The following is a 26926-nucleotide window of genomic DNA, read 5'->3' as shown; positions in this document are numbered from 1 at the left end:
ATGAGCACCCCAGACACGGCGAGCGCGACTCCCGCGCCGCCCACCGCGCCGACGTCGGCGCCTCCGGGAGGACGGGGCGGAGTCGGTCGCACGATCGCGCGTTACGTCCGCATCGCCCCCGCGAGCATCGCTCTCGCCGCGATCGTGCTCGTGACGTCGATCATCTCGGGCACGCTGTGGGGCGCGGCGACGACCGGCGGAGACTCGCTCGTCTGGGCGGCCGGCGTCACCAGCACGATCCGGGCAGCCTTCTGGTGGACGCCGTTCACCGCCCTGTTCGTGCCTGAGGACCCTGCGCAGCTCATCATCACTCTGGTGCTCGCGCTCACGGTGATGGCCGCCTCCGAACGCCTGATCGGCACCGCGCGCGCGGTGCTGGCCTTCCTCGTCACAGGGATTCTGGCGGTCGCTCTGGGAGTCCTGTTGCAGTGGGCCGCGGCCGGGATCGGCGAGCTCTGGGCGACGGTCACCGAGTTCGACTTCACGCTCGACCCGACGGTCGGCATCGTGGGGACCCTGATGACGGCGAGTGCGTTCGCCAGTTCGCTCTGGCGTCGGCGCATCCGGCTGCTCACGTTCGCCGTCGTTCTGGTCTTCGTGCTGTACAACGGCGATCAGAACAACGTCTACCGCCTGATCGCCGCCCTGCTCGGCTTGGGCCTCGGCGTCGTCCTGCGTCGCGGCCGGCTGCGACGCCTCCGGCGCAGCTCGCACGGCGAGACCCGCACGCTTGTCGCGGCGATCGTCGCCATCACCGCGTTCGGCCCGCTGCTCGCGCTGCTGCCGCCCGGAGGTTTCGGCCCGCTCTCGTTCGTCGCCGCCCTGTTCGAGCGCCCGGCCGTCAATGTGGCCCAGGTGCTGGCGCGCTGCGACGTCTCCTACTCGTCCAACTGCCGCAGCGAGCTCCAGCTGGTCTCGATTCAGGGACCGGGCCCGTTGCTGCTCTCCGTGCTCCCGTTGGCACTGCTCCTCCTCGCCGCCATCGGTCTGCGCCGAGGCCGCCGGTTCGCGCTTCTGCTCGCAATAGTGGTGAACGCCGCGATGGTGGTGCTGCCCTTCACCGTCCTCGGCGGTGACATCGCACTCGAGGCGCGGAGCATGGAGGCGCTCTGGCCGGCGTTGGAGGTGCTGCTCTGGCTGCTGGCGGCTGTCCTCGTGCCGATCGCCCTGATCGCGCTGCTGATCGCCACGCGTAGCCAGTTCCAGCTGCGGTCGCCGCGCGAGGCGATTGTCCGTTTCGGGATCGTCGTCGTCTGCGCCTTCGCGCTGCTCGCCCTCGCCTACCTGATCGCAGCCCTGTGGTCGCTGACGGAGTTCGTGCCGGACGCCACGGTCGCAGACGCCTTCGCCTCGACTCTGCGACGGTTCGTGCCCGCCGGCTTCCTCTCGGTGCTCGGAACGCCCGTCATCCCCACGACGTCGATCGTGGTCCTTCTCTACCAGTGGGTCGGCCCCGCCTTCTGGGTCGTCTTCGTCTTCGCCACGCTTCAGCTGTACCGCTCCTCGTTCACCGGCCGCACCCTGGCGGATGAGGAGCACTTCCGTGCGCTGCTGCGCGACGGTGGAGGCGGCACCCTCGGGTTCATGGGCACCTGGCCGGGAAACGTGTACTGGTTCAGCTCCGACGGCGAGTCGGCCATCGCTTACCGGGTGATCAACGGGATCGCGATCACACTCTCCGACCCGGTGTGCCGTCCGGAGCGCGCGGAGCGCACCATCTCCGAGTTCGTCCAGTTCTGCGACGCGAACAGCTGGACCCCGGTCTTCTACAGCGTCCACGGCGCGTTCCTCCCGGTTTTCGAAGCGCTCGGCTGGCCGACGATGTCTGTCGGCGAGGAGACGCTGATGCACCCGCAGACCTTCGACCTCGTCGGCAAGCCGTGGCAGAAGGTGCGGCAGGCCCACAATCGCGGCATCAAGGCCCGGATCTCGACGCTCTGGACCAGCTGGGACGACCTCTCACCGCTCATCCAGACCCAGATCACCGCGGTCAGCGAGCAGTGGGTCTCCGAGAAGGAGCTGCCGGAGATGGGGTTCACCCTCGGCTGGATGGCCGAGCTCAAAGACCCGGACGTGCGGCTCTACCTGGCGTTCGATCCGGACGGCGGCCTGCAGGCCGTCACCAGCTGGCTGCCGAGCTGGCGCGACGGCCGCGTGGTCGGATGGACGATCGATTTCATGCGGCGTGCGGACGGATCCATGCCGGGCATCATGGAGTTCGTGATCGCGTCCGCCGCGCAGCACATGCGCGACGAAGGCGTCGAAGTCCTGAGCCTCTCCGGCGCACCGCTCGCGACCAAACCGGGCGAGGACGCCGACGACCCGGCCGATCAGACCGCCATGGACCGGCTGCTCGCCCTTCTCGCGCACACCCTCGAGCCCGCGTACGGTTTCGCCTCGCTCTTCGCCTTCAAGAGCAAGTTCAACCCGACCTACGAGACGATCTACATGGCCTACCCGGACCAGCTGGCCCTTCCGGCCATCGGCAACGCGATCGGGAAGGCGTACCTGCCCGACGCCAACGCGCGCGAGTACGTGGCGCTTGCCCGCACCCTCGTGCGCTGACTCCTACGCGTACCCCCAGGCCGACGCCGCCATCCGTTCGGCGTCCTGTCGACGGATGCGGCGCACGATCAGCAGCCAGGCCAGCCCAGTGCTCAGGACGAAGACCAGCTCGAAGAGGAGAAGCGCACCACCGGCTGCAGCCGGCGACCAGGGGAGGTTCTGCGCGAGCCACGTCGCGCCGTTGAACAATCCGTGAGCAGCGGCGACGCCCAGGTACGCGAGCACGACCCTCACCGACAGGCGGAACCGTCCGCCACGCGCCGCGGCGAAGACCGCCGCGCCGAGCAGCGCCGAGAACACCGGGTGCAGGAACGGACCGGTCAGCTCGCGCCCCACTGCCGTAGCGACGAACACTCCGAAACCGGATCCCGTCTCCTGTCCGCGCGCGAACGCCTCCTGCAGGTAGCTGAGGTTCTCGATGACACTGAACCCGAGACCGACGGCGCCGCCCACGAAGAGACCGATCCGCGCATTCTTCACCGGCAGCTTCAGTGCGAGGATCACCGCGGCGGATACCTTGAGAAGCTCCTCCACGACGCCCGCCAGCACCAGGGCGAGCCCGCTCGGATGCGACGCCGTCCCCCCGCCCAGCACGTCGATGAGACTGTTCACCGGCGCGGCGACCAGCGTTGCCGCGAGCCCGCCGACGCCCGCGATGATCACCAGCCGGGAGGCGGTCAGCCCGTCCTCCGGCCGCAACCGGTAGGCCATCGTGTACAGGATGGCCGCGGCCACGGTCGCGGCGCCCGTCACGAGAAGGTACGGCGAGAGCACCGCGGGTCCGTCGTCGCCCGCGTTCGGCGAGATGGCGGACAGCAGCAGGCTGAAGCCGATCAGCCAGATCCAGATGAAGGCGCTGGCGCCGGCGATGATCCAGCCGCCGAACCGTCCGATCCACTTGTGGGGAGGACGACGATGGGCAGAGTGCACCCCCGCGACCGCAGCGAGCGGGTACGTGTAGGCCGTCCATCCGGCCCCGCTCCACCAGCGGAGCGAACGCGCATCCTGGGGGTCGACATACCAACCGGCCTTCGGCAGCCCTCGGGCGGCCGCGTCCCGGCCGCCGTACTGCTCGGCGGGTTGATGCTGCGAAGGCGCGATGGTCACTGCGCCAGCTTACGAACTGCGGCTGTGCCCTCTCTCGACCCCGTCCGGGCCACACGGCGAGCCTTCGGCACGAGGCCGACGACGCTGACACACTGAAACCTGAGTATCAGAAGGATCCAGGATGCGTTTCACCACCGCCGGCCGGAAAGCCGCCGTCATCGCCGTGCTCGTCGCCGTCAGCGCCCTGCTGACGCTGCTGTTCGACGCCCTGCATTCGGAAGCCGGCTCCATCGTCCTCACGATTCTGCAGGTGATCGCGTGGTACCTGGTGAGCCGCCTCTTCCGCGGTCCCGGGGAGCCTGTCCGCGCGGCACGACCCTGGTGGCGCATGACGAACCGACCGTTGCTCAGCGGGGTCCTGGCCGCAGTGTACGGCCTCCTCGCGGTGGTCAACGTCGGGTTCTCGTTCGCCGGATACGGCAGCCCCTCCGGCACCGTGTCCATCCTCGCCGAGCTCGCCCTCGCCCTCCTCTTCGCCCTGTCGTACGCGCGGCTCGCGTCGCTGGCCCGCGCCACGGCCTGACCCGTAGGCTGGGCGCATGACGCTCGACTCCGGTATCCGAACCGACGAACTCGACCCCGCCACCCGCCCCCAGGACGACCTGTTCCGCCACGTGAACGGCAAGTGGCTCGACCGCACCGAGATCCCCGCCGACAAGGCCCGCTGGGGGTCGTTCATGATCCTCGCCGAGGAGTCGGAGGCGGCGGTGCACGAGATCGTCGAGCGGGCGCAGCACGCCGACGAAGGCACCGAGGAGCGCAAGTTCGGCGACCTCTTCACCAGCTTCCTGGACGAGGAGCGGGTCGACGCCCTCGGCGTGGAGGCGATCCGCGACGAGCTGACGTTCGCGTCGGGCGTGGACAGCATCCCGAGCCTCCTGGAGACCGTCGGCAAGCTGGAGCGCCGGGGTCTCGGCGGCTTCTACCAGCTGTTCGTGGACAACGACCCGGGCGACCCGGAGCGCTACCTCGTCTTCCTCGAGCAGGCCGGGATCTCGCTGCCCGACGAGTCGTACTTCCGCGAGGAGCGGTTCGCCCCGGTCCGCGAGGCTTTCGTCGCGCACATCCAGCGGATGCTCGAACTCGCCGGCCTCGACGACGCGGCGGCACGCGCGCAACGCGTCTTCGACCTGGAGACCGCCATCGCGGCTCAGCACTGGGACAATGTGGCGTCGCGCGACTCGGAGAAGACCTACAACCTGTACAGCTGGGCGGACGCGAAGGCCGTCTTCGACGGTGGAGCCACCTCTGGGCCGGCCGCCGACCTGGACGTGTGGGCTCAGGCCCTCGGCGCCCCGCAGGACGCGCTGTCCGAGATCGTGCTGCGGCAGCCGTCGTTCAGCGCCGGCCTCGCCGGGTTGCTCACAGAGGACCGCCTGGAGTCGTGGCGCGACTGGCTGGCGTGGCAGGTCGTCCACGGCGCCGCGCCCTACCTCTCCGGCGATTTCGTGGATGCGAACTTCGACTTCTACGGCCGCACGCTCACCGGAACCCCGCAGATGCGCGCACGCTGGAAGCGCGGCGTCTCCCTCGTCGAGGGCGCCATGGGCGAGGCTGTCGGCCGCATCTACGTCGAGAAGCACTTCCCGCCTGCCGCCAAGGAGCAGATGGATGCTCTGGTCGACAACCTGATCGAGGCGTACCGCCAGAGCATCCGCACCCTCGACTGGATGGGCGAGAAGACCCGCGAGCGCGCCATCGACAAGCTGGAGAAGTTCACGCCGAAGATCGGCTTCCCGGCGAAGTGGCGCGACTACTCCCGCCTCGAGATCGACCCGACCGATCTGGTCGGCAACGTCCGCGCCGCTGCGCTGTTCGAGTTCAACCGCGAGCTCGGCAAGATCGGCAAGCCGATCGACCGCGACGAGTGGTTCATGACGCCGCAGACAATCAACGCCTACTACAACCCCGGCTTCAACGAGATCGTGTTCCCGGCGGCCATCCTGCAGTTCCCGTTCTTCGACGCCGACAGGGATGCGGCGGCGAACTACGGCGCGATCGGCGCGGTCATCGGTCACGAGATCGGGCACGGCTTCGACGACCAGGGCTCGAAGTTCGACGGCGACGGTCGCCTGGAGGACTGGTGGACGGAGGCCGACCGCGCCGCCTTCGAGAAGCTCACCGCCAGCCTCATCGAGCAGTACGACGCGCTCGCGCCGGCCCAGGTGCCGGAGCACCACGTGAACGGCGCGCTCACCATCGGCGAGAACATCGGCGACCTGGGCGGCCTGGGCATCGCGTGGAAGGCGTACCTGCTGTCCCTGGGCGGCGACGAGCCGCCGGTGATCGACGGCCTCAGCGGTGCTGAGCGGTTCTTCCTCTCCTGGGCGCAGGCCTGGCAGCAGAAGGGACGCGACGAGGAGGTCATCCGTCTTCTCGCGATCGACCCGCACTCGCCGAACGAGTTCCGCTGCAACCAGATCGTCCGCAACATCGACGCCTTCTACGAGACGTTCGGGGTCGCCGAGGGCGACGGGCTGTGGCTCGCGCCGGCGGAGCGCGTCACCATCTGGTGATCGCGTCGCCCGTCTCCGGCATCCGCCGAGCGTGTCCCCCGATCACGGGGTAGCATCGTCTCTGTCGTCCTGCGGTCACCCCCGCAGCGGCGGCTGCGGTGCCGGGGACGGGCGCCGCGATTCCGGTAGAACCGACTCGGAAGAAAGACCAGCGACACCGTGACGATCCAGGCTCAGGATTCCGCCCGTCGGGCGCGGCAGGCGCCCGCCCGTCGTGGCCGGCATCGTTCGCCGGGGTCGACCGAGAACTTCAGCCGCGGCTTCGACGCCCTCGGGCGACTGGCCGTCTCGGGCGTGCAGGTATCGGCGCGCGCAACCGACCTGTCGACCGGAGCCGTGCTGTTCTCCGTCGACGACCACGTCGTCATGCCCACCGCGAGCATCGGCAAGGTCCTGCTCCTTGTGGAGGTCGCTGCACGTCTCCAGCAGGGCGAGCTGAGCCCGTTCGCGCACCTGGACCGCGACCCGCGCGACATAGCCGGTGAGTCGGGCATCTGGCAGCACCTGCACGTTCCGTCCCTCCCAGTCGCCGACCTCGCGGCGCTCGTCGGCGCCACCAGCGACAACCTGGCCACGAACGTCCTCCTGCGCCGCGTCGGCCTGGAGGCCGTGAGCGCCCGGACCGAGTCCCTCGGCCTCACCCGCACCGCGCTGCTCGACCTGGTGCGCGACCACCGCGGGCCCGACGATGCCCCGCAGCTCTCGGTGGGAAGCGCCAACGAACTGACGTGGCTGTTCTCCGCCCTCGCGCGCGGCGAGATCGTCAACCCGGCGACCAGCGAGCGGGTGATCTCCTGGCTGTCGCTCAACAGCGACTTCTCCCTGGTGTCGAGCGCCTTCGGGCTCGACCCGCACTCCCACCGCCACCCGGAGCACGGCATCCTGCTCGTGAACAAGACGGGAACCGACGACGGCGTCCGGAGCGAGGTGGGCGTGCTGCGCGGCCCGCGCGCCGGGGTCACGTACGCGGTGTCGACCTACTTCGACGACACGAGCCTGCCGGAACGGCTGGCCGTGATCGAGGGGATGCGCGCGGTGGGGTTGGATCTGCTGGAGTACGTGTTCTGAGGGCTGCGGCTGCACAATGTGTGAGTCGTGAGGTCGTCCACCGCAACGTCGCGATCGTGCTCCAGCCGACCTACTCGGCCGGAGCGGGCGCAGGCGGCATGGCCACAACCGCAGCGACGGCCAGCCCGAGCAAAGCGACGACGGAGACGACGACGACCGTGCGGGGGGCTCTTTTCTGCAGCGGTAGCTCGACGAAACGGTACGTGACCGCGGAGAGCAGCGCCGTCCCCACGATCGCGAGTACCGCCCGCCACGGCGCGGAGAACGTGGGGATCGAAGCGAGCGCCACCCAGAGAACCCAGTGCCACAAGTAGATCGAGTACGACGCCCGCCCCACCATTCGGATGTGCCGCCAGCCGAAGAACCGAGCGAGTGCCCCCTGATGCACCACCGACCAGACCAGAGCGACCTCCGCCAACCCGACGACGAGGAGCCCGCCGGCATACAGCGCGGGCGAGTCCACGGTCCAGCCGACGACACAAGCAGCGATGAAGAGGGACAAGGCCGACCACCCCACCACCGTTACCGTGCTTCGAGCCCGGGAGGACATCGGCGGGGTCGCCGGACGGTCGGCGAGGAAGAGCGCCAGCGCGGCGCCCAAGAGCAGGGCTCCCGCGCGGGTGTCGGTTCCGAGGTAGGCCCGGTCGGGATGCGCCATGCCGATCCAGCACGCCAGGCTGTACGAGACCGCGGCGAGCGCCAGTACGACCGCGACGCGCACCCGTCGTGACACGAGGCCGAGCACGAGCAGCAGAAGCCACGGCCACACCAGATAGAACTGCTCCTCCACCGACAGGCTCCACAAGTGGTTCAGCGGCGTGAGACTGGAGTGGATGTCCCAGTACGACTGCGTGGCAAAGATGGCGTACCAATTGGAGACGTACCCAGCCGCGGCGACGGTCTGCTTGCCTCCGGCGCGTTGCATGGCATCGCCAGCAGTCAGTAGCCAGAGTTGCGTGACGGCGAGCACCACGACGAGGACGGGGAGGAGCCGCCGTATTCTGCGGGCCAGGAAGTGCCCGTACCGGACGCCCGAGCCCGCCGCATGCTGACGGATCAGCAGCCGAGTAATGACGAACCCCGAGATCACGAAGAACAGATCGACGCCGAGGAACCCTCCGGGCAGCGGTGCCCCGAAATGGAACGCGACGACGGCGACGACGGCGAGAGCGCGGAGCCCGTCGACAGCATCGATCCTCGCCGCAGGGCTGGATTGCACCGGGACAGGCGCTCCCGCGCGACGGCGCGAGCGAGACGCCAGTTGGGAAGCGCTCATCGCTGCACGGCGCCGAGGTCCGCCGAGATCGTGTTGAGGATCCAGCGGGATTGGCGAGCCAGCGACTCGCCCGCCGGGTGCGATGTCTCGTCCATCACGGCGATCCCGTCGATGGTGGTCGGGCACGTGTTGCCGTCGCAGAGCTGCCCCCGCAGGTCGAGGAGCCCGACGTTCTTGCCCGCAGCCTTCGCCTTCCGGTAGACCTCGGTGACCGTCTTGCTCATCGCCTCAGCGCTCGGCATGTCATTCCCGAGATAGGGAAGGGAGTTGTCCAGGTAAACGCGGGCGCCCTGCGCGGACAGGATGTCGATGCCCTCCTGCAGCGACGCCGCATACTGGTCTCGGAACTTCTTGTCGGTGATCAGCCGGAAGGTGTCTGTGTCATCGATCTTCTGGGCGTTGACGTCCCAATACGAGGTCGTCAGAAGGACCGCATCCGGTTTGGACTGCTCGATCAGTTGGCGCCACTCCGAATCCCAGTCGTCGCAGGCGCGATTCGCAGCGTGCTCGTCGGAGAGGCCGTAGCTGGAGAGTTTGTACCGGGACTCGCGCATGAGTCCGCACCCGCCGTACGCCGCGCGCACGACCTGGTAGGCGTCGCCGGCGACCTGCTCCATACCCTGCGCGAAGCGCAACGCGTGAGAATCACCTACCGTCGCAATCACATACTTCTTCGTTGGCGCGGCCAGGACCGTCGCGCCGAAAGGCGGCGACGTCTGCGGGGCGGTGGACGCGCTACAGCCTCCCAACAGCACGACGGACGCGACGGCCGCGGCCAAGGCGGAGAGTGCGCGGGTCTTCATGATGCTCCTCACGTTCAGCGAACGGCGAGCGGATCCCTTCGTTGCCGCAGGTGGTCTGCGAGGAAGGGTCTGCATCGCCTCTTACTTAGACGTAAGGCGTGAGGAATTATGACGTGACACCGCCGGAAAGAGGCGAGGCACCGCGAACTCGCCTCACGCGTCGCGTGCGCTGCGCACCTGCTCCCACTCGCCGATAAGCTGGAAAGCCGGTGAAGCGCCCGCGCTCAGCCGTTCTCGTTTGACTAGAACTGCCTTAGTGCCGCTCACCACTTGCCAGAACCATGTCGTCGCCGGAACCACGGATCTGACAGGTACTCAAGTAGATCGGACCGGTTTAGTTGCATTCCGATCGAGGTCGAAGTTAAAGCACGCGTACTGGCCTCCCCAGTCATACCGCTCATTTCGAACGTGCCCGAGGCAGCGTAGTCCGGGCCGCGAAGGGTGTCCGATTCGGTGAATCGTTGGGCGAGCTGGTCAAGTCAAGCTCGCGAAAGGCGGATATCCATGCGACGGCAACACCGGCAGTCCAGATCGCGATCGCGAGGCCGCCCCAGGGATTTTGGGAGAGCGGAACGCGATTTTTGATGATGGCCGAAACCACAAAGTAGATCAGCCCAACGAGAAAAACGGCTATCGCCCGGAAGAGCCCCCAACCCTGCAGGTGACTGGTGTACCGGCGGAACTCGCGGGACAGGCTGCCGCCGCGTCTGCGAGGAAAGAGCGCTCGGGTTCCGTAGACGGCAAGCGTTCTTACGAAGACGATTATCCAGAGGCACCCGGCGCAAAGCGCAGCTATTAGCCCGAGGTAGGTGGCCCGGAAGACTGGTATCGCAAATGCTGCGATTCCGAACACTGAGCACGCAACTACCACTGCTATACCCGCGACCGACCACCAGTCGCTCATGTCTTTGAGCCGTGCTCTCATGCTCTCCTCTGGCGACCGAGTCGACGAGTCCATAGTTTGAACGCCCAGGGGGCCCGGCATATCGCGCTAGTCGTCCGAAACCTCCGCCGCCTGCTCCAACCACTCCTGCATGTCTTCGATCGCCGCCTGCCCGCCCCACCGCTCCCGGTCCGTGAGTGAGTCACCCAGCGCTGCTAACCCGGCCGCCATCAACTTCAGCCTGATCTCCACGCTAACTCGATCGAGCTCGCGCCCGCAGAAGACGGCCGGGTCAACCTCGTACCCTTCCCAGCCGAGCACCCTAGCCCTGGAGAGGACTTGACGCGCGCCCCTTCCTCCGTCAATCCAGGTATACCTACGGCCCAGTATTCTTCACCCATTACTTCATTCATTACCTCTTAGTCTCCAATTCGCTTTTTGAGAGTCATATCGAATGTGCCCAAAGGATCAGGCGTTATTCCCCCCCTTCCCGACTGCTACTGGAGCGGCGACCGCGCCTCCTACACAGCCGAAAAGGGCCAATCCGTAACCGCCCCACGCTGTCTGCAGCCCACTGGACGCCTGAAACGCAACTCCCAACGAGAAGAACATGATCGCGAACGCCAGCAACGTCCCCAGGAGAAGTTTGTATCGCAGCGGCAACGACCACGCAGTGCGGATGAGCAGCCGCTCGAGAACGCTGCGCCCGCGCTTTGCAGGAAACATGGATCGCCTTCCCCACACAGCGAACGCAAGGCCGTTCTCCGCTAGGAACACAATCATCGCTGAGAAAGCCATAACTAGGCCGAGTACGGGTTCTTTGAACCATGGCACGATCAGCGCCCCTAGCCCGAGGATTAGCGTTCCGGTGGCTATGACACCCTGAACAGTGAGAAGCACACGAAGAATTAGGAGTTGCGACTTCACCCTCAATACAACACCCAAGTCCACCCCACCTCCGCCCCGATATATGCCTTCCCGCCGACGCCATAGCCGAGCTGGGAAGTCGAGATCTGCGGATTCGTAAAGGTCCAGGATTGGTCTGCGGTAGCACCCACTCCGAGCTCAGCTCCACCTTGGAATCCGAACGACCCGCCGGCGAGGTCGTCAGCTGATCGGGCGTTCGTCGTGAGAGTTGACATCTCTGCCCCCGCACCGAGGCCAAAGCCAACGGCTCCATTTCCTACGACTATGGCGTGGTCCTTCCCGTCAAGCGTGCGGACCTGGCAGTACGAGCCTCCGAGGCCGACCCCTAACTTGCCAGACGCAGAGGCGCAGCTACCCGAACCTGGTTTAAGTTCAGCATCTTGTTGCTGCACCTTCCGATCATGTTCGAGCTGCTGGTTCGACCTTTGCTGCTTTGCCCAACGGCTGTAGAACTCTTCGGGTGTCGGTCCCAAGATAGCGACGAGTGGCTTCCCAGCGTCGGTTATGTGGCCTTGCACAGTCGGCTTGCTGCCCTTCTTTTTGATCGCGCGATCGTCATACGAACTCTCTTGAGGTTCGTAGGCGCTGTGTCCCGAAATTTGCGGCGCGGCCACCCCCTTGCCGCCGCCGCAATTGGAACTGAAGTTCAGCGCGTCCTTGCCCGCGACGTAGCACTTGCCGTCGGGGTCGCTGTTGGTGATCGGGTTGTTCGCCGAGTACGCGTACCCGTTGTTCTGGGCGGGGTTGTCGGGTGCGAGGATCGAGTCCACGGACAGGAACCGGCCCACCACCGCGTCGTACAGACGCGCACCCAGCTGGGTCAGCCCCGTGACTGCGGACTTGGGTTTGTTCAGGTACCCGTGCCCGTCGACCCAGGGCACCTTCGGGCCGCGAGTGTTGCCGTAGGGGTCGGTGTAGCGGCGGGTAACCGCGCCGGTGGTGTTGTTGAAGGCGAGGTCCTGAGTGTGGTTCAGGTCCCCGGAGATCCAGGTCACCACCGAACCGGAGACACCAGCCTTGGTTGCGCGTTCCGCGACCGGGACATCACCCAGCGAATAGGTGCGGACCGCGGACGCGACCGACGCGCCCGGCGCCACCGTCACCTCGGTCTGCCCCACGAACAACATCGTGCCCGACGTCGGATCTGAGCGCAGCAGCAGGGTGCCGTCGGCGTCGTACACGTTCGACTGTGCAACACCACCGGTGGTCACCGTCGAAGGTTTGCCGACCTCGTTATAGGCCAACGTCTGACCTGGACGGGCTGTGGTGTTACCGGCAGCGTCATACGAATACGCGTCAGCTTCCACCGCGGTCACCGCGTGCGGACGGGCAGCACCAGACGCCGGGTAGCTGTACGCGGTCGACGCATCCCCGTTCGCGGTGTGCGCGGTGGACGAGGTACGGTTCCCCGTCGCCGGATCGATGGTGTAGCTGGCCCAATACGGCGCCGGGCCACCCAACCCCGTCACCGCGGGTGACGCGGCGCAGTCGGCCGACGCCGGCGTCCACGCCTCAGTCAGCGCACGGAAACCGTCATACCGGAAACACTGCGTATCCGTCCCCACCGCACCCTTGGTCACGACCGATGTCACATCTCCTGCCGCGTTACGGGAGTACAAGCGACTGGCCTGGGTAGTCCACACCGAACCGGTCAGCGTGGTGTCGATCACCTGATTCGCCAGACCGGTGCCCGGGTCATAGCCGAAACCCGTGTACAGGGTGTTCGTGCTGCCCCGCTCGATCTGCGAGAGCTGGCTTATCGGCGTGTACGTCGCAATGCCGTACATGGTCGTGCCCTGCACCGAATCGATGTTCCCGATCCCGTCATACAGAGTCCGCAACCGCTCCGCCGGAAGACCACCGATGGCCGGGAGAACCTGCTGCGACAGTCCCACACCGTTCGTCGTGTACGTCGACGTCACCGTGTACGAAGTGCCACCGAACGCGGGTGCGCCCGCCGGGATCGACACTTTCCACGACGTCGGATGGTAGAGGTCGTCGTACGCCGTAACCGATTTGGTGTAGGCGAGACCCGGCTTGCCGGCAACCGAGCCTGTGTAGCTCGACGATGACGACAGCTGGCCCTTCGCGACCGTGTCGAACGTCCACGACGCCAACAACGGACCCGCGACATCCCCCGAATACTGAGCGGTCTTCCGGTTCAGCGCGTCGTAGGCGTAGGCCAGCGTCTGACCGCGCGCATCCGTACTGGTCAGCTGGTTGCCGGCCGCATCGAAGGTGCTCGCGCTGGTGCCCGAATCCGGGTCGACGGCACTCACCTGGTTGCCCTGTACGTCATATGCCCACGACCAGCGGTTACCCGCCGGATCGACCATGGCGCTCATCCTGCCGGTCGGCGAGAACTCATACTGGGTCGTCAGGCCGCCGCCCGCTGCGATCGGTCCGGGGTACTGCGTCAGTGCGGTCTTCTGACCCCTCGAATTGGTGATCGTCGAGGAGAGGGTCCCCCCAGACGGAGGCGTCACATCCACTCGATCGGCACCAGGGTACGTGTTTGTGGTGCGTGACGCCTCGTCGCCATAGGTGTAGCGGACCGAGGCAGTCGTCCGGCCCGCAGCATCGAAGACGGTATCCGTCCGAGACGGCACCTGGCTCAGGCTCGTCGGAACGAACAGCTTTCCGGAGGCCACCGCCACTGCCCAGTACGGCTTCGTGGAAGACACAATGCGACTCTGCCTGTCGTACGACGTGTCGGTGATCACACTGCCGGCCTGCACCGCGGCGGACTGAGACTGGACAACCCGACCCAGGCCGTCGTACAGGTCGTACCGGGTGGTCGTACCGCCAGGAACTTGCGACTCGGTGGCCACCACACTCGCGGCGGTCTGCGAGACCGTGTACGTGTACTTCGTGGTCGGAGCAGACGGGTTGGCCGACTGGGGATTATTCGGCAACCACACGCCGACCAGGCGACCAAGCGCGTCGTACGACGCCGTCGTCAGCTTGCCGTTCGCGTCCGTCTCCGCCACCGTGGCACCGGTCGCCGGATCCACGGTCGTCTTCGCGGTCCACCCCAGCGGGTTGGTGACCGTCACCGCCGTCGGCGGGCCAGAGGACACCGGCGTGTAGGACGCTTTGGTGGAACGCCCGAGCGCATCCAGCGTCTCGACAACGCGCCCGAGCGCATCGAAGGTCGATGCCGATTTCGTGGTCCACGTCTTGTCGCCCGCGGCATCGAGCCCTGTCGCCTGCTCGACCCGGGTGGCATCTCCGCGCGTCGGCGAAGCACCGAAAGCCTGGCCGTCGTAACTGGTTCTCAGGTCCGAGATCAGGCGGTCCGCTCCCGCCGATGTGGCCTGGGCACAGGTCCCGGACGTCGCGGTCGACTGAGCAACAAGCCCGATCAGCCACACCGACGTGTTCGACGGGGCGTACGTCGTCGTGTTGCACGATGCCGGAGCGTCCGACGGGACTGTTTGCACCGACGTCGGCAGGCCGTCGGCATCGTAGCTGGTCGTGGTCGTGATCGTCCGGGTGCCGCCGGTCGACACCGGCTCACTCAGCACCGTTGTGCCGTCGCCCGTGCGACGCGCTGAATGCAGGCCGTCCGAGGCGGTCGGAGGGGATGCCCACGGTACGCGGAGCGTTTCCGACACCACCGCGCCGCCCGCGCCCGCGGTCACCGTCTTCTGGCGGACCTGACCGGCAAAGAAGCGACTGTCGGCAATGCCGCCGACGGACACCGAACGTGCTCCGCCGTCGGGAGCCGCACGGTCGCCGTCGAGGCCCTGGAAGAACGTGTACGAGGTGACGTTCTGTTCCGCCGGCCGGTCTTTATCCCCGATGCGAACCTGCGCCGTGTCGTAGCCCGCGAAGCCGCTCCAAGTGCGCTTGTCGGCAGGAGTGAGCGGTGAATCGTTGTACCGCCACGCTGGCGTGCCGTAGCTGTAGTACTTCTCGATCTGCGCGGCACCTGCACCACCCGTGTTCGGGTTGTCGATGACGGCTGTCACTACGTACTTGTGGAACAAATCCTGTTGCGGCGCCTGAGGCGGCGAGACCGACGGAGACCACCACTGCGGATAACACCGTTTCCCGTTCGCCGCAGGGTTCGCGAATACTGCTGCCCGGTCAGCCGGAACGCACTGCTGCGAGGAGTAACTGACGGATACGGTGGCTCCGAGCTCGGTCTTGATCGATGAGATGCGCCACTTGTCGAGCGGGGCCAGCCCATCCACGGCCCACACCCGGTTCTGCATGGTCGTGCCGGCGAAGGTGACGGCAGGTTCCGCGAGCGAGGCGCCGCCCACGTAACCGGTGTGGGTGACGGTCTGGAGCCACAGGGCCGCACTCGTGCCATCACCTGGAGCCGGATACGAGTGTGCGAGCGACCAGGAGTCCACGTCCTTATACGCGCCGGATGACAGGACCTGAGCCTTCACGGTCGCCAGTCGCGATGTCGTCCAAAACGTCGGCGAGATCTTGTCCGAGCACGGAGCTGACGTACACAACTGGTCGAACGGGATATCGGGGTAGGCCGCGGGAACAGCCGGCTTGGCCGCCATGCCCGAGATGGGCTGCGCAGTGCACTGGCCGCCCGATGCGTCGCTGCAGCGACCGTTCTTGTCGTAGGTGAACTGGACCCTGCCGCTCGCCGCGTTCACCGCATAGACCGTCTCCGAGGTCAAACCGTAATCGATGTGATCGAGCTCGCCTCCGCGGACATACGACGTGGCGGTCGCACCGTTCACCGCATACAGGTTTGTCTGCGCGTTGTAGTAGAACGCCTCAGCGTTGCCGTGAACATCGACCACGTAGTCGAGGTTCCAGCGCCAACCCAGGGCGCAGGACGACGCCGCAAACGTCGACGCATGGCACGGTTCACCCGCATCGTTTCCGAACACGGGCACGGTCCAGGCCGAATTGGTGGCCGACTTGCCGTCGACGTAACCGGGGAGACGGTTCAGGCCGAAGAAGTACTGGGTCCCTTCCGGAGTGACCATCTGCCAGCACGCTGTATCGGCCGTACCATTCGCGGCGCACGGCGCGCCCTTGAACTCGGTGAAACGCGTCCCATCGTCGTCGGCCAGACGGTACTCGTTCGATCCGGCAACTTGGATCAGCTCTCCACTGTGGCCACCGAAAGACACTGTTGCATTCGCGTTCTTGAAACACAGATCGCCGGAGGTCTTCACGGAACCGCTGGCACCGTCGTCCACGGCGCAACCGACGTAGCTGCGCTCGATGAAGCCGGAGCCGTTCAACGACCACCCCTCGCCCAGTGCGGAGGGCTGATTGTTGGTCGAAGCCGTAAGGCCATCGACCGACTGCGAGTCGTAGCTTAGGGAAAGTTCTGGCGCCGGGCCGGCAGCAGCCGGCGGAACCCGCAGCGGGTACTGCCAGCTGAAAGTACCCGTTTGGGCGGATACATCCCACAACGATGACGGTTTGAGCGAGGATGCGGTAAAACTGCCGGTGCCCGAGGCACTCGTGGGTGAGGTGATCGCCGCAAGGACGATGCCGCCGCTGCGCAACGTCGGCGACACCACGATGTCACCACCCACTGCCCGACTGGTGAGTGCCTGTGCAGCGGACGGGACCGTCGCGACCGTGGAGGCCGTTCGGACACGCTCGTCGCCCGCGTCGACCTGCACCCACCGCACGCGGCCGGCGTAGTCGGCACCGTACATGCCATCGAGGAGCCGCCGAGGCACACGCACCTCCACCGCAGCAGGTGTCGACCGGCCGTCCGCCCGCGCTAGCTGAAGGGCGAAGCCGCTCCCACCCGACGCCTCGGACCGGGAGGCCCGCACGAACTCGGCGGTGACCGAGCGAACGCGGGTGCTGTCGGAGGCGGGCGAAGTTGGACCTCCCCCGTCCCCGGCGGAGAAGCCAGGGGCGCCGATGACAACGCCGGTGTCGGCGAGTCCCCGACGCTGCGAACGAGAGACTGCCTGGTTTGTCCGGTCGCCGGTATCCACGGTGAACGGGCCGCGGGGCAGCGTCGCTGCCACGATCGGCACGGAAACGGGCGGACGTACCACCGCCCCCAGCCCATCGGACTCCACCGACCCGGTCACAACCGCGGCGAACCCGGGGGCCGCAGGCGGCTGGCCGTCCGAAAGCCACACGGGCGCACCAGGGATGAGGGCTGCAACCAGCGCAATCGCTACGGCGACCCCTGCCGGGGGCCTGATGCGGCCCGCAGGCGAGTGCTTTCGTGTGTTCATCGTTAGTGTCCTCATGGTGACGGAGGCGGAGAATGTGGGGCGTCGGGCGCTCACGGCAATGGCACCGGGAGGCGCCGGAGCGCGGCATCCGGAATCAGACCGGGATAGATACTGACGTCGGCGATCGAGCCGCCGAAGAAGTCGGACGGATAGCCCTGCGACGTCGCCGATCCGACCGTGAGCACACCGGTCGACGAGACGTTGTCGGCCGGGAGCGAGATCTGCGAGCTTGAGACATCGAGCTTCTCGCCGGAGAAGACGGCGATCGACAAGCGCTTGTTAACGGCATCCCACGTACCGGTGATGGTGGCGTAGTTCACCGTGTCGACACGGGCCCCGTTGACGCACGGCGTCACTTTCGTGGTCCCCTGGGAGCGCATGCAGAAGCGCCAGGCGTCGCCGTTTGCCTGAAGATAGAAACCCGAGTCCTGGGAGCTTGTGGTGGCGGCGACGGTCTGGATGCCCTGGATGGTGGCCGGCTTGACCCGGGCCGAGACAGTGAATGACTTCGTCGTGTCGACCACCGATTCCGTCGTCTTCGTCGGCGAATGAACCAGCACGAAGCCTCGCGATCCTTCGAAGATCTGGCCCTCGCAGGTGGACAACGTCGAGACGAAGTAGTCCGTCCCCACGCGACAGCGAAAGATCTCGCGAACGTCGTAGCCGGACGGCGCGGCCGAGCGCGTCGTCCAGACGTACCCGAGGAGACGCGCCGCCGCGCCCGTGCCTTCACAGTTCTGACTGAGGGAGAGCATGTTGCCTGGGCCGTGTAAGCACGAGTACAACGCGGCCGTGTCTTTCGGCGCAGGCGAGCCGGACGCGACGCGGGCGAGCTGGCCGATCGTCCACTCGAGAACGTGGCCGGCCGGGGTGCCGGCGGCTCCGGAATCCGTCCAGTGCGAGATCCCGGGCTTGAGAAACCGGTTGAGGGAGACGAGCGCGTCGGTCTTCAGCTGCGGGTCTTCGCCCTCATCCTCACCCCAACCCGAGATCGAGCCGACCGTGAGCCCGACCGAATTGACCGAATCATCGATCACGTCGGAGGGTTCGACGGGAAGCCAGGCGTGGCCTGCGAGCAAGTCCGCCTTACCGGATCGGACCGACAGCCCTGTGGCGGCAGACCGGGTAGCTGCGTCGAACGAGACGTTGCCGGCGCGGTCGTAGGCAGACACCCAGAGCGTAGCGAGAGGCGCGATCGGTGCGACCTCGATGTCCAGCCGACCCGTCGCGTCGGCGCACTCGACGCGCTCAGCTGCACCTTGTGCGCCACAGATCGGCAAGGCTGTCGTGTAGTCCGTGCTCGAGGGGGACGGGCTGGCCTCGGTGCGTGCGCCCGCTGTCCACCACACCATGTAGCCGCCGATGGCGTCGCCGGCTGGCGGCGTGACCCGGACACTGATCGCCTCACCGACCCGTGAGTCGACCTGGATGTTCGACGGATCTCCGTCGACCAGATCAGCAGCCGAGAGCACTGCAGCCGTCGGCAACCCCGGCTTGGTCGAGTCCACCACGAAGTAGCACGGCGCCGTGCGACCCGACACGTTCATGTAGTCGGAAGCGAGCGCGGACCAGGCGTATTTCTGGCCGTCGGGGAGTGTGCTGGCTGGGATCGTGTGCTGCAGCGCGGCGCCTTGAGCCTGCAGAGCTGTAGTTGAAAGCAGCTGCTCGATCCCGGTTGTCGTGTTGGTCAGATAGAAGTTCGCGGCGACGTTTCCGGGGTCCGGATCGCTTGCGGCCACCTGGAGCGCGATGGGCTGCTTGCCGTAGACGTAAGACGGATTGTTCGGGTCGGTGCTGCAGCCGCGGTTGGGACTGATCATGCTGGCGCCCGTAGGAACGTTCGGGCGCGAGTTGTAGGTGACGACGAGTTGGGCGTCCCAACGGAAGTGCTTGCGGGAGAGCGCGTTGCCTTCGTCAGCCGTGCGGAGAGCCAGAGTGACGTACGGTGCCGAGTAGATCGCTGCGTCCTGGGCGGTCGGGGTCGCGTTGAAGCCCACCCACGCCGGGTTGGGGCTGCACGGGCCGCCCGTGTTGTAGCTCTGGGCGTCGATCGCCCGCACCCACTGGGCGGGGTCGGAATTCCAGGTGAAGCCGACGGCGGACGGCCCGTACTGCCAGAGCTGCGTCCAGGTGCTTGCGCAGCTGTTCGCCCAATTCTGGACCACGTTGAAGCGTGCGTTCGAGACGATCTTGCCCGCAAGGAAGCCGGTTTCGAATCGGTAGAAGGCTCTCGACATGTAGGCGATGCCGTTCTGGATGCCGTAACCGACGCTGTTTTCGGGTGGGTTCAGGTACGACTGATTCGGGTAGGCACGGTCGGTGAACCAGTCGTATTGCAGGTAAGCGCTCCAGTCCGGGTCGATGTACAGCGGATAGGTCGGATCACCTTCGGCGACAGCGCCCACCGACATCACGGTTTCAGCGCCATCGACGCGGGTTTCCACCGCGCGCGGCTCGCCACCGCCGGCGCCCTCCTCGTCCGCTTCGGATTCGGACGAATCCCACCACAGCGGGGTGGCCGCGACGACCGGGTCGCCGGAGGTGGTGTGCGCCTCCAGCGTGCCCGTTTCGGCTTTCAGACGAATCTCGGCTCCCCGCAGCCCGAGTCTGAGCTCGGCAACGCGACTGTCAGAGGCCGCCGCCGCGGTCTTCACGATGAGGACTTCCCGCATCCCTGCCTTCGTCGCCTGCACCCGGAGGTCCACATCGGGGAGCACAGCAGGAAAGACGGCGGCATCTTTTCTGATCGTGGGCTTCGGGAGCGTGCCGTACGGCCAGGTCTCCGTGATCCAGTCCCCGGACTCGGCTTGCACCGAGACGATGTCGGACGTTCCGCCCTTCCCGATTCGGACCGGTACGACCGCAACCTTGGGCTCCCACCACTGATCGTGCTCGACCAGAACCGAGTCCACCGGCTTCCAGCTGCCACCGATCCGGGCCTGCTCAGGAAGCTGACTGCTGACCGCCTCCATCTGACCACCCGGCTTCGCCCGAACCAGCAGGGTCGGGGTGGACTGATCGTCGACGACGACGTCATGGTCGTGCGCGACGGCGATAGCGCGCGCTTCGGATTCGGAGGCGGCGTGCTCGGAGTCGGCTACCACCGGACCACGTTCGGCAGCGCCCGCGGGAAGCGCCACCGCGACCGGGGCAGCGACGAGGGCTGAGGCCGCGACGCATAACGAGAGCCCCACCGCGACCGCAAGAAAGCAGGCGCGGAGGGATGACCAGGACGACACAGAGAGACTCCCCGAAACGAAGGATCGCCTCGGCGGAGCGCGCGAAGCTAGCTCACGTTATCGAGTCAGGAATTTCAGACGCAAAGTACCGATACCTAATGCGGACACTTTTATGTCGAGCCCTCAGGCGTCGCGCGCGCTTCGCAGCTGCTCCCACTCGCCGATGAGTTCCGGCAGGCGCGACTGGATGAAGCGGTAGAAGCCCGCCATGTCGCGCAGGCGCTCGGTCGCCGGTGAGGCCGGGTTTCCGACGGCCGCCAGGCCCGCCTCCGCCTGGTCCGCGAGCACCCCGTAGATCGGGCTGTTGCGGACCATGAGGGCATACCAGTCACTGGGTAGCTCATAGCGGTCACGGCGGCTCCCTGTCTGCGCGAGCCGACGGATGATGCCCAGCGTCTGCAGGTAGCGCACAGCGCCCGAGATGGCGGCGGGGCTGACCTCCAGGCGCTCGGCCAGCTCCGCAGCGGTGAGGCCGGGCGATTCCGTCACGGTCAGCGCCATCAGCACGCGGGCGGGCATCTTCGGAAAACCCGCGGCGGTCAGGACGGCCGCGGAGTGCTCCATCACCTCGGCGAGCGCCGCCTCGTCACTGGCCATGGCAACCGTCCCGTCTCCTCGATGGCATCCACTAACCGATGGCGAAATCGCGCCGGCGGATCAGCACCGCGGCACCGGCGAGGGCTGCGATCGTGATGCCGAACATCCAGTATCCCCCGGTCCAGTCGACGTTCCCGACGACGACGGGGACGTCGGCGAAGGGCGAGACGTGTCGCAGCCATTCGGGAAGTTGGATGAGTCCCCCGAAGATGCCGACGAAAGCACCGAGGCCGAGGGCTGCCCAGCCGACGGGAACCGTCCAGCTGGGCAGCACGACGAAGAGCAAGGTCAGCACACCGAGGTAGACGAGTGCGACGGGAAGCTGGGCGGCCGCCGCCGCGATCGAGGTACCGATGACCGATGGGTCCTCCCCTGCCGCCATCGCCGACAACCCGGACGCGATGGCTGCAGCAATCAGTACCAGCAGCACGGCGCTCACGCCGACGGTGACGAACGAGAACAGCCAGCGGATGCGCGAGACCGGCCCGGCGAGCAGCGTCTCGGCGGTCCCGGACTGCTCCTCCTGCCGCAACCGGATGACCGCCTGCACTGCGCACGCCGCGGCGAGCACGCCGACGATCGAGAAGATCGCGGAGATGAACAGCTCGATGAGCGGTCCCGCTCCCCCGGCGCCGATGCGTCGCAGCGCCTCACGGATGCCGGCCAGGCTCGGATTGTCGGCAAGGGAGCTGTTGATCGCACTGCCCAGCGCACCGGCGAGGAGGCCGCCCAACGCACCCCCGATGGCCCAGCCGATCACGACCGGCCGCTGCAGACGCCAGGCCAGGCCGAGCATGCCGGAGAGCGCCGGCGAGGCAGCGGCTCGTCCCGGTCGTTCCGCGATGAGGCCGGCACCGGAGTCGCGAACGGCCTGGAGCGCGAACACACCGGCGACGAGGACCGCGGCGAGACCGATCTGGAGGAGCAGCGGCCACCCATTGTCGGCGGTGTACGGGGCCGCCTGCTGCCCCCAGCCGATCGGGCTGAGCCAGCTCGGCCACGCGGGCCTCAGGTGCGTCCCATCGCCGATCGGGGTGCCGGTCGCGTCTCCGATGCCCCGCACCAGGTACGCCGCCACGACGACCGCCGCGGCGGACCCGTTCGCCCCGCGCGACGTGCTCATCACCTGCGCCAGGAGCAGCCCGACGCCGAAGAAGGCGAGGCCGGCGCCGGCCGTCACGGCGCCGGCGAGAAGCGATCCGGCGACGGGGAGACCGACGGCCATGAAACCGAGGCCGGTGACCACCGCAAGCAGGATGTTCGCCACGACCGCATGACCGACGGTCGCCACCGTGGGCAGCAGCCGCGCGGCGGGGGTCGCCGCGACCAGCTCGGCACGCCCCGACTCCTCCTCGGCGCGCGAGTGCCGTACCGCGAGAAAGGTGTTCATCAGCCCGGCCAGCAGCGCGAGGAAGGTGAAGATCTCGAAGAAGGTGAGGGCGGCGAGCGTCGATCCTTGCGGCAGACCGCGCAGGACCAGGATGGTCGGGTCGGCGATGGCGAGCCGCATCAGCTGCAGGCGCGCGGCCGCGCTGGCGTAGGTCTGCTGGATGCTCGCGGCGGAGAAGGCGGCCAGCGCGCCGATCGAGAGCAACCAGATGACCAGTTGCCAGCGGTCGCGGCGCAGCCGCTGCCGGAGCAGGGCGCGCAGGGTGCTGAACCTTCCGGGTCGCGGCGATGCTTCGCGGGCGCGCGTCGGCTGGAGCGGGGCGGTCGCCGTGCTCATCGTGCCGCCGCCTGGGTGGTGGTGGGCGCATCGGCGGTGTCGTCGCCGTAGTGACGCAGGAACAACTCCTCCAGCGAGGGCGGCGCGACGGTGAGACCCCGGACGTCCATCCGGGCGAGTGCACTGAGCAGAGCCGACAGCGCGTCACTGTCCGCGGTGAAGCGCACGCGCCCGTCCCGCACCTGGATGTCATGGGCGCCGGGGAGCTGCGCCATCGCATCCTGACCCATGCCCTCGGTGCGGAAAGTGACCTCCGTGCGGGTGAGGTGCCGGAGTTCGTCCAGCGTCCCGGTCTCGACGGTTCGGCCGGCACGGATGATGGTGACGCGGTCGCACAGCTGCTCGACCTCCGACAGGATGTGGCTGGAGAGCAGCACAGTCGCGCCCTCCGCTGCCACGCGTCGGATCTCGGAGTCGAAGACAGCCTCCATGAGCGGGTCGAGGCCGCTCGTCGGCTCGTCGAGGATGTAGAGGTCGGCCGGCGTCGCGAACGCCGCAACCAGAGCGACCTTCTGCCGGTTCCCCTTGGAGTACGCGCGACCCTTCTTCGTCGGGTCGAGCTGGAAGACGTCCAAGAGCCGTTTCTTGCGGGCAGCGTACGCGGCCCGGTCAGCGGCACCGCCGCGCAGGCGGGCCAGGAGGTCGAGCGCCTCTCCTCCGGACAGGTTCGGCCAGAGGCTGACGTCGCCGGGCACGTACGCGATGCGGCGGTGCAGGTCGACGGCATCCTTCCACGGGTCACGCCCGAACAGGGCCGCCGTGCCGCCGTCGGAGCGGGCGAGGCCGAGGAGCACCCGGATGGTTGTGGACTTCCCTGCACCGTTGGGGCCGAGGAAGCCGTGGACCGTCCCCTCCGTCACGGTCAGGTCGAGCCCGTCGAGGGCGCGTACGCGCCCGAATCGCTTTTCTAGTCCGGAGACGTCGATCACCGCATCCATAGGCAGGATGCTACGCCAGTTTCAGTAATTTGTGAAAGTTGTGTTTTCTGCGCGTCACGCCTGGCCGCAGTCGACGGTGTCGATGCCCGCGTACTCGTAGACGGACGCCGAGTCCGGGATGGTCAACGTGTACGGCACGGACGCCTCCAGATCGAGAGTCGTGGTCCACTCGTCGACCACATCGCCGTCCGGCGTCTCTGAGAAGCCCGCGACGACCGTCGCCGCTGGGCACGTCTGGCCTGGCGTGAGCTCGAAAGTCCAGCCGTCGACGTAGTGGACGTGCACGCCGTCCACGTCGTAGTCCTCGACTGCCGTGCCGTCGGAGCCACCGTCGGAAGGATCGCCGGAGGGAACGTCGAATGGCGTCGCGCTGGAGCTGCTCTCTGCTTGCGCAATACGGCCCGAGCTGTGCACGACGGCGGCGATCGCGAAGACGGCCACGAGGAGCACGACAAGGCCGGCCGTGATGCTGCCGAGCGTGATGCCGACGATGGCGCCGGTGGACATGCGGCGGCGCGCGGGAGCCGCCGGATACCACGGGGCCGGGGCGCCGGTGGTGGGATAGGGCTGTTGCTGGGCGTATCCGTTGGGCGGGTAGCCGGGCTGCTGCGGATAGCCGGGCTGCTGCGGGTAGCCGGTCGGAGTCGCCCCCTGCGACCGAGCCGCAGGCGCCTGCCACGCTGAGGCGGCGAGCAGCGCATCCCGAGCCGCCGTCAACGCATCCCGACGCGGGACGTCCGAGCCGACCTCGGCCAGCCGTGTCACGTAGGCACGCTGCACCTCGTCCGGTGTCGCGGACGGCGACACTCCCAGCAATACGGCCGCCTCGTTCGGACTCACCGTGCCCCCCTCGTCACGTCAACGGTACGGCTCGATCGTAGTGGCCCGCCGCCCACCGCTATGTTGGATCAGGCGACGATTCCGCTGAGCCGGCGCACCATCCCCACGCTATCGCGGCGGCCAGGACGCTCCGCCGTGGCGATCTCGCCCAGCTCACGGATCGCCCGGTGGTAGTAGCCGGCAGCAACTCCGGCCCGGTAGGCGTCTGGCTGCAGATCGGCCTCGTTGTGCAGGCGGATCTCGGCGCGCGCGGCCTCGATGGGCGTGATGATCTTGACGCCCGCGCGGTACCGGATCAGCCGGTGCACCCACTGGTCCAGCGCCTCCGGGAGGCCTGAAGGCACGCGATCGTGCTCGGCCGCGAGCGAGCTGCGCCCGCGCGCCGCAGCCCGCGGATCGGCGGGTGCGCCGTTCGCGGTCGCCTCACGCTCGGCCCGCCGGCGCTCGGCCGCCATCACGGAGAGGAGGTCGTCGTGGCGGTTCGCCTGCCGCGAGAGCACGTCGAGTTCGTCGAGCGCCGTCGTGAACTCGTCTTCGTAACCGGCGTAGGTGTCCGGATTCGCTGCCCGGTCGTTCGCGAGATCGGTGCGGGCCGTTACAGCCTGCGCCCGCGTGAGCACCGTCCGCCCGCTGCGGACCCGCTCCAGCCGCCAGGTCCAGGTGGCGAGCGGTTCGGGCATCAGGTGGCTCATGCGTCCACCGTACGTTCGGCCACCGACATCGGCGGGAGCGAGGGCCGCGCGTCGGTGGGCGGGACTAGCGTTGTCGGTCGTGAGCACCATCCTGCGCCGTCCCGTCGATCGGGAGATCCTGCGCCTCGCGGTGCCGGCGTTGGGCGCGCTCGTCGCCGAGCCGATCTTCCTGCTCGCCGACTCGGCCATGGTCGGCCACCTCGGCGTCGACCCCCTCGCCGGGTTGGGCATCGCGAGCGCCGTGCTGCAGACGATCGTCGGACTGATGGTCTTCCTCGCCTACAGCACGACACCGGCCGTCGCCCGCCGCCTCGGTGCCGGCGACGAGCGCGGTGCCGTCGCCGCGGGCATCGACGGCTGCTGGCTGGCGCTCGTGCTGGGCGTCGTCCTTGCTGCTGCCGGATGGGCGGCCTCGCCGTTCCTGGTCGGGCTCTTCGGCGCATCCCCCTCGGTGAGCGACCAAGCCGTGCAGTACCTCTCGCTGTCGATGCTCGGCCTGCCCGCGATGCTCCTCGTCTACGCGGCGACCGGTCTGCTCCGCGGACTCCAGGACACGCGTACTCCGCTGGCCGTGGCGGTCGCCGGTTTCGCGGCGAACATCGTGCTCAACTACCTCTTCATTTACGTCGCCGGGCTCGGGATCGCCGGCTCGGCGCTCGGAACGGTGGCGGCGCAGTGGGCGATGGTGCTGGTCTACGCGGTGATCGTCGCGCGGCACGCCCGTCGGGTCGGGGCGCCGCTGCTTCCACACCACACCGGCATCGGCCGCACGGCACGCGCCGGAGGCTGGCTGTTCCTCCGTACCGCAAGCCTGCGCGCGGCCATGTTGCTCGCCGTCTTCGCGGCGACGCAGCAGGGACCGGATGAGCTGGCCGCGTTCCAAGTGACGATGACCGTGTTCGCCACCCTCGCTTTCGCGCTCGACGCCCTGGCGATTGCTGCCCAGGCGCTGATCGGCAAGGGGCTGGGCGAGGGCGACCTCGAGAGCGTCCGCGCGGTGCTGCGCCGGTGCATCCGCTGGGGCATCGGGGCGGGAGTCGTGCTCGGCCTGGTGACGATCGCGCTGAGCCCGTTCGCCGCGGCCCTCTTCACGAACGATTCCTCCGTCGCCGCCCTGTTGCCGCTGTCCCTCGCGATCGTCGGGCTCGGTGCCCCCTTAGGCGGTTACGTTTTCGTGCTGGACGGGGTGCTGATCGGTGCGGGAGACGCGCGGTATCTCGCGCTCACCGGCCTGCTCAACGTGGCGGTCTTCGTCCCGCTCGCGGTCGCGGTCGCGAGCTGGGGCGGCCGCGACGCCGTCGGCCTGGCCGCTCTCACCGCCGCATTCGCTCTCGGCTATCTGGGTGCGCGGGCGGTCACCCTGGGGCTGCGGGCGCGAGGCCGCGTGTGGATGCGCGCGGGCGCGACGGTCTGACCGGTCGGGCAACGGAGGAGCCTGCGTCGACGACGGCCCGGCCGTCCTCCGTTTCCGGTGCCCGCACCGCGCGCCGAACCGCAGCTCCTCCGTTTCCGAGACCGTTACCGGCGTCGGCGGCCGCCACGGAAACGGAGGCGGTCG

At 67.7% G+C, this 26926-nt stretch carries 16 protein-coding genes; 5 read left to right on the top strand and 11 right to left on the bottom strand.

All coding sequences use genetic code 11. The features are described from left to right. On the top strand, positions 1-2565 hold the full coding sequence (locus tag AB4Y74_RS17500; RefSeq protein WP_441800330.1) for a phosphatidylglycerol lysyltransferase domain-containing protein: 2565 nt from the start codon (positions 1-3) through the stop codon (positions 2563-2565). A 3-nt stretch (positions 2566-2568) separates the two neighbouring features. Here the strand turns inward: AB4Y74_RS17500 and AB4Y74_RS17495 are convergent, their stop codons facing one another. Then, positions 2569-3672 (bottom strand): PrsW family glutamic-type intramembrane protease, encoded by a 1104-nt coding sequence (locus AB4Y74_RS17495; RefSeq protein ID WP_441800329.1) that lies wholly within the window; start codon positions 3670-3672, stop codon positions 2569-2571. Between the two features lie 121 nt (positions 3673-3793). Between AB4Y74_RS17495 and AB4Y74_RS17490 the strand changes: the two genes are divergently transcribed. The 3 genes from AB4Y74_RS17490 (at position 3794) to AB4Y74_RS17480 (ending at position 7256) form a co-directional block, all read left to right on the top strand. Further along, positions 3794-4195 carry a hypothetical protein gene (locus AB4Y74_RS17490; protein ID WP_441800328.1) on the top strand — a complete coding sequence of 134 codons (402 nt, stop codon included), beginning with the start codon at positions 3794-3796 and terminating at the stop codon, positions 4193-4195. 16 nt (positions 4196-4211) lie between these two features. After that, positions 4212-6188, top strand: a complete 1977-nt coding sequence (locus AB4Y74_RS17485; RefSeq protein ID WP_441800327.1) for a M13 family metallopeptidase — start codon at positions 4212-4214, stop codon at positions 6186-6188. A 159-nt stretch (positions 6189-6347) separates the two neighbouring features. Next, complete coding sequence (locus tag AB4Y74_RS17480; RefSeq protein WP_441800326.1) at positions 6348-7256, top strand: serine hydrolase; 909 nt, start codon at positions 6348-6350, stop codon at positions 7254-7256. Positions 7257-7326: 70 nt separating this feature from the next. Here AB4Y74_RS17480 and AB4Y74_RS17475 read toward each other — a convergent pair whose 3' ends face one another. The 10 genes from AB4Y74_RS17475 to AB4Y74_RS17430 all read right to left on the bottom strand — a co-directional run bounded on the left by AB4Y74_RS17475 (position 7327) and on the right by AB4Y74_RS17430 (position 25368). Continuing rightward, entirely contained in the window at positions 7327-8475 is a 1149-nt protein-coding gene (locus tag AB4Y74_RS17475) for an acyltransferase family protein (RefSeq protein ID WP_441800325.1), read from the bottom strand. A gap of 53 nt (positions 8476-8528) precedes the next feature. Next, the gene (locus AB4Y74_RS17470; protein ID WP_441800324.1) at positions 8529-9335 is read right to left on the bottom strand and encodes a DUF459 domain-containing protein; all 807 of its coding nucleotides are present in this window, start codon (positions 9333-9335) and stop codon (positions 8529-8531) included. Positions 9336-10326: 991 nt separating this feature from the next. Beyond that, entirely contained in the window at positions 10327-10470 is a 144-nt protein-coding gene (locus AB4Y74_RS17465) for a hypothetical protein (RefSeq protein ID WP_441800323.1), read from the bottom strand. Between the two features lie 677 nt (positions 10471-11147). Continuing rightward, positions 11148-16670 (bottom strand): RHS repeat domain-containing protein, encoded by a 5523-nt coding sequence (locus AB4Y74_RS17460; RefSeq protein ID WP_441800322.1) that lies wholly within the window; start codon positions 16668-16670, stop codon positions 11148-11150. Between the two features lie 716 nt (positions 16671-17386). After that, positions 17387-20575, bottom strand: coding sequence for a LamG-like jellyroll fold domain-containing protein (locus AB4Y74_RS17455; RefSeq protein WP_441800321.1), 3189 nt, complete (start codon positions 20573-20575; stop codon positions 17387-17389). Positions 20576-20698: 123 nt separating this feature from the next. Further along, a complete protein-coding gene (locus AB4Y74_RS17450; protein WP_441800320.1) occupies positions 20699-21172 on the bottom strand; it encodes a GbsR/MarR family transcriptional regulator in 474 nt (157 codons plus the stop codon). A 31-nt stretch (positions 21173-21203) separates the two neighbouring features. Then, the gene (locus AB4Y74_RS17445) at positions 21204-22898 is read right to left on the bottom strand and encodes an ABC transporter permease (protein WP_441800319.1); all 1695 of its coding nucleotides are present in this window, start codon (positions 22896-22898) and stop codon (positions 21204-21206) included. Beyond that, positions 22895-23836, bottom strand: coding sequence for an ATP-binding cassette domain-containing protein (locus AB4Y74_RS17440; RefSeq protein WP_441800318.1), 942 nt, complete (start codon positions 23834-23836; stop codon positions 22895-22897). Before AB4Y74_RS17440 ends, AB4Y74_RS17445 begins: the two co-directional genes overlap by 4 nt. A gap of 54 nt (positions 23837-23890) precedes the next feature. Next, positions 23891-24676 (bottom strand): hypothetical protein, encoded by a 786-nt coding sequence (locus AB4Y74_RS17435; protein ID WP_441800317.1) that lies wholly within the window; start codon positions 24674-24676, stop codon positions 23891-23893. Positions 24677-24744: 68 nt separating this feature from the next. Beyond that, a complete protein-coding gene (locus tag AB4Y74_RS17430; RefSeq protein ID WP_441800316.1) occupies positions 24745-25368 on the bottom strand; it encodes a hypothetical protein in 624 nt (207 codons plus the stop codon). A gap of 79 nt (positions 25369-25447) precedes the next feature. Between AB4Y74_RS17430 and AB4Y74_RS17425 the strand changes: the two genes are divergently transcribed. Further along, the gene (locus AB4Y74_RS17425; RefSeq protein ID WP_441800315.1) at positions 25448-26782 is read left to right on the top strand and encodes an MATE family efflux transporter; all 1335 of its coding nucleotides are present in this window, start codon (positions 25448-25450) and stop codon (positions 26780-26782) included. Positions 26783-26926 lie beyond the last annotated feature (144 nt).

Source organism: Leifsonia sp. RAF41 (assembly GCF_052114085.1).
In the GTDB taxonomy this organism is placed as follows: domain Bacteria; phylum Actinomycetota; class Actinomycetes; order Actinomycetales; family Microbacteriaceae; genus Leifsonia.
The sequence above is the reverse complement of the archived record's forward strand: the minus strand, read 5'-3'. Positions and strand labels throughout refer to the sequence as shown.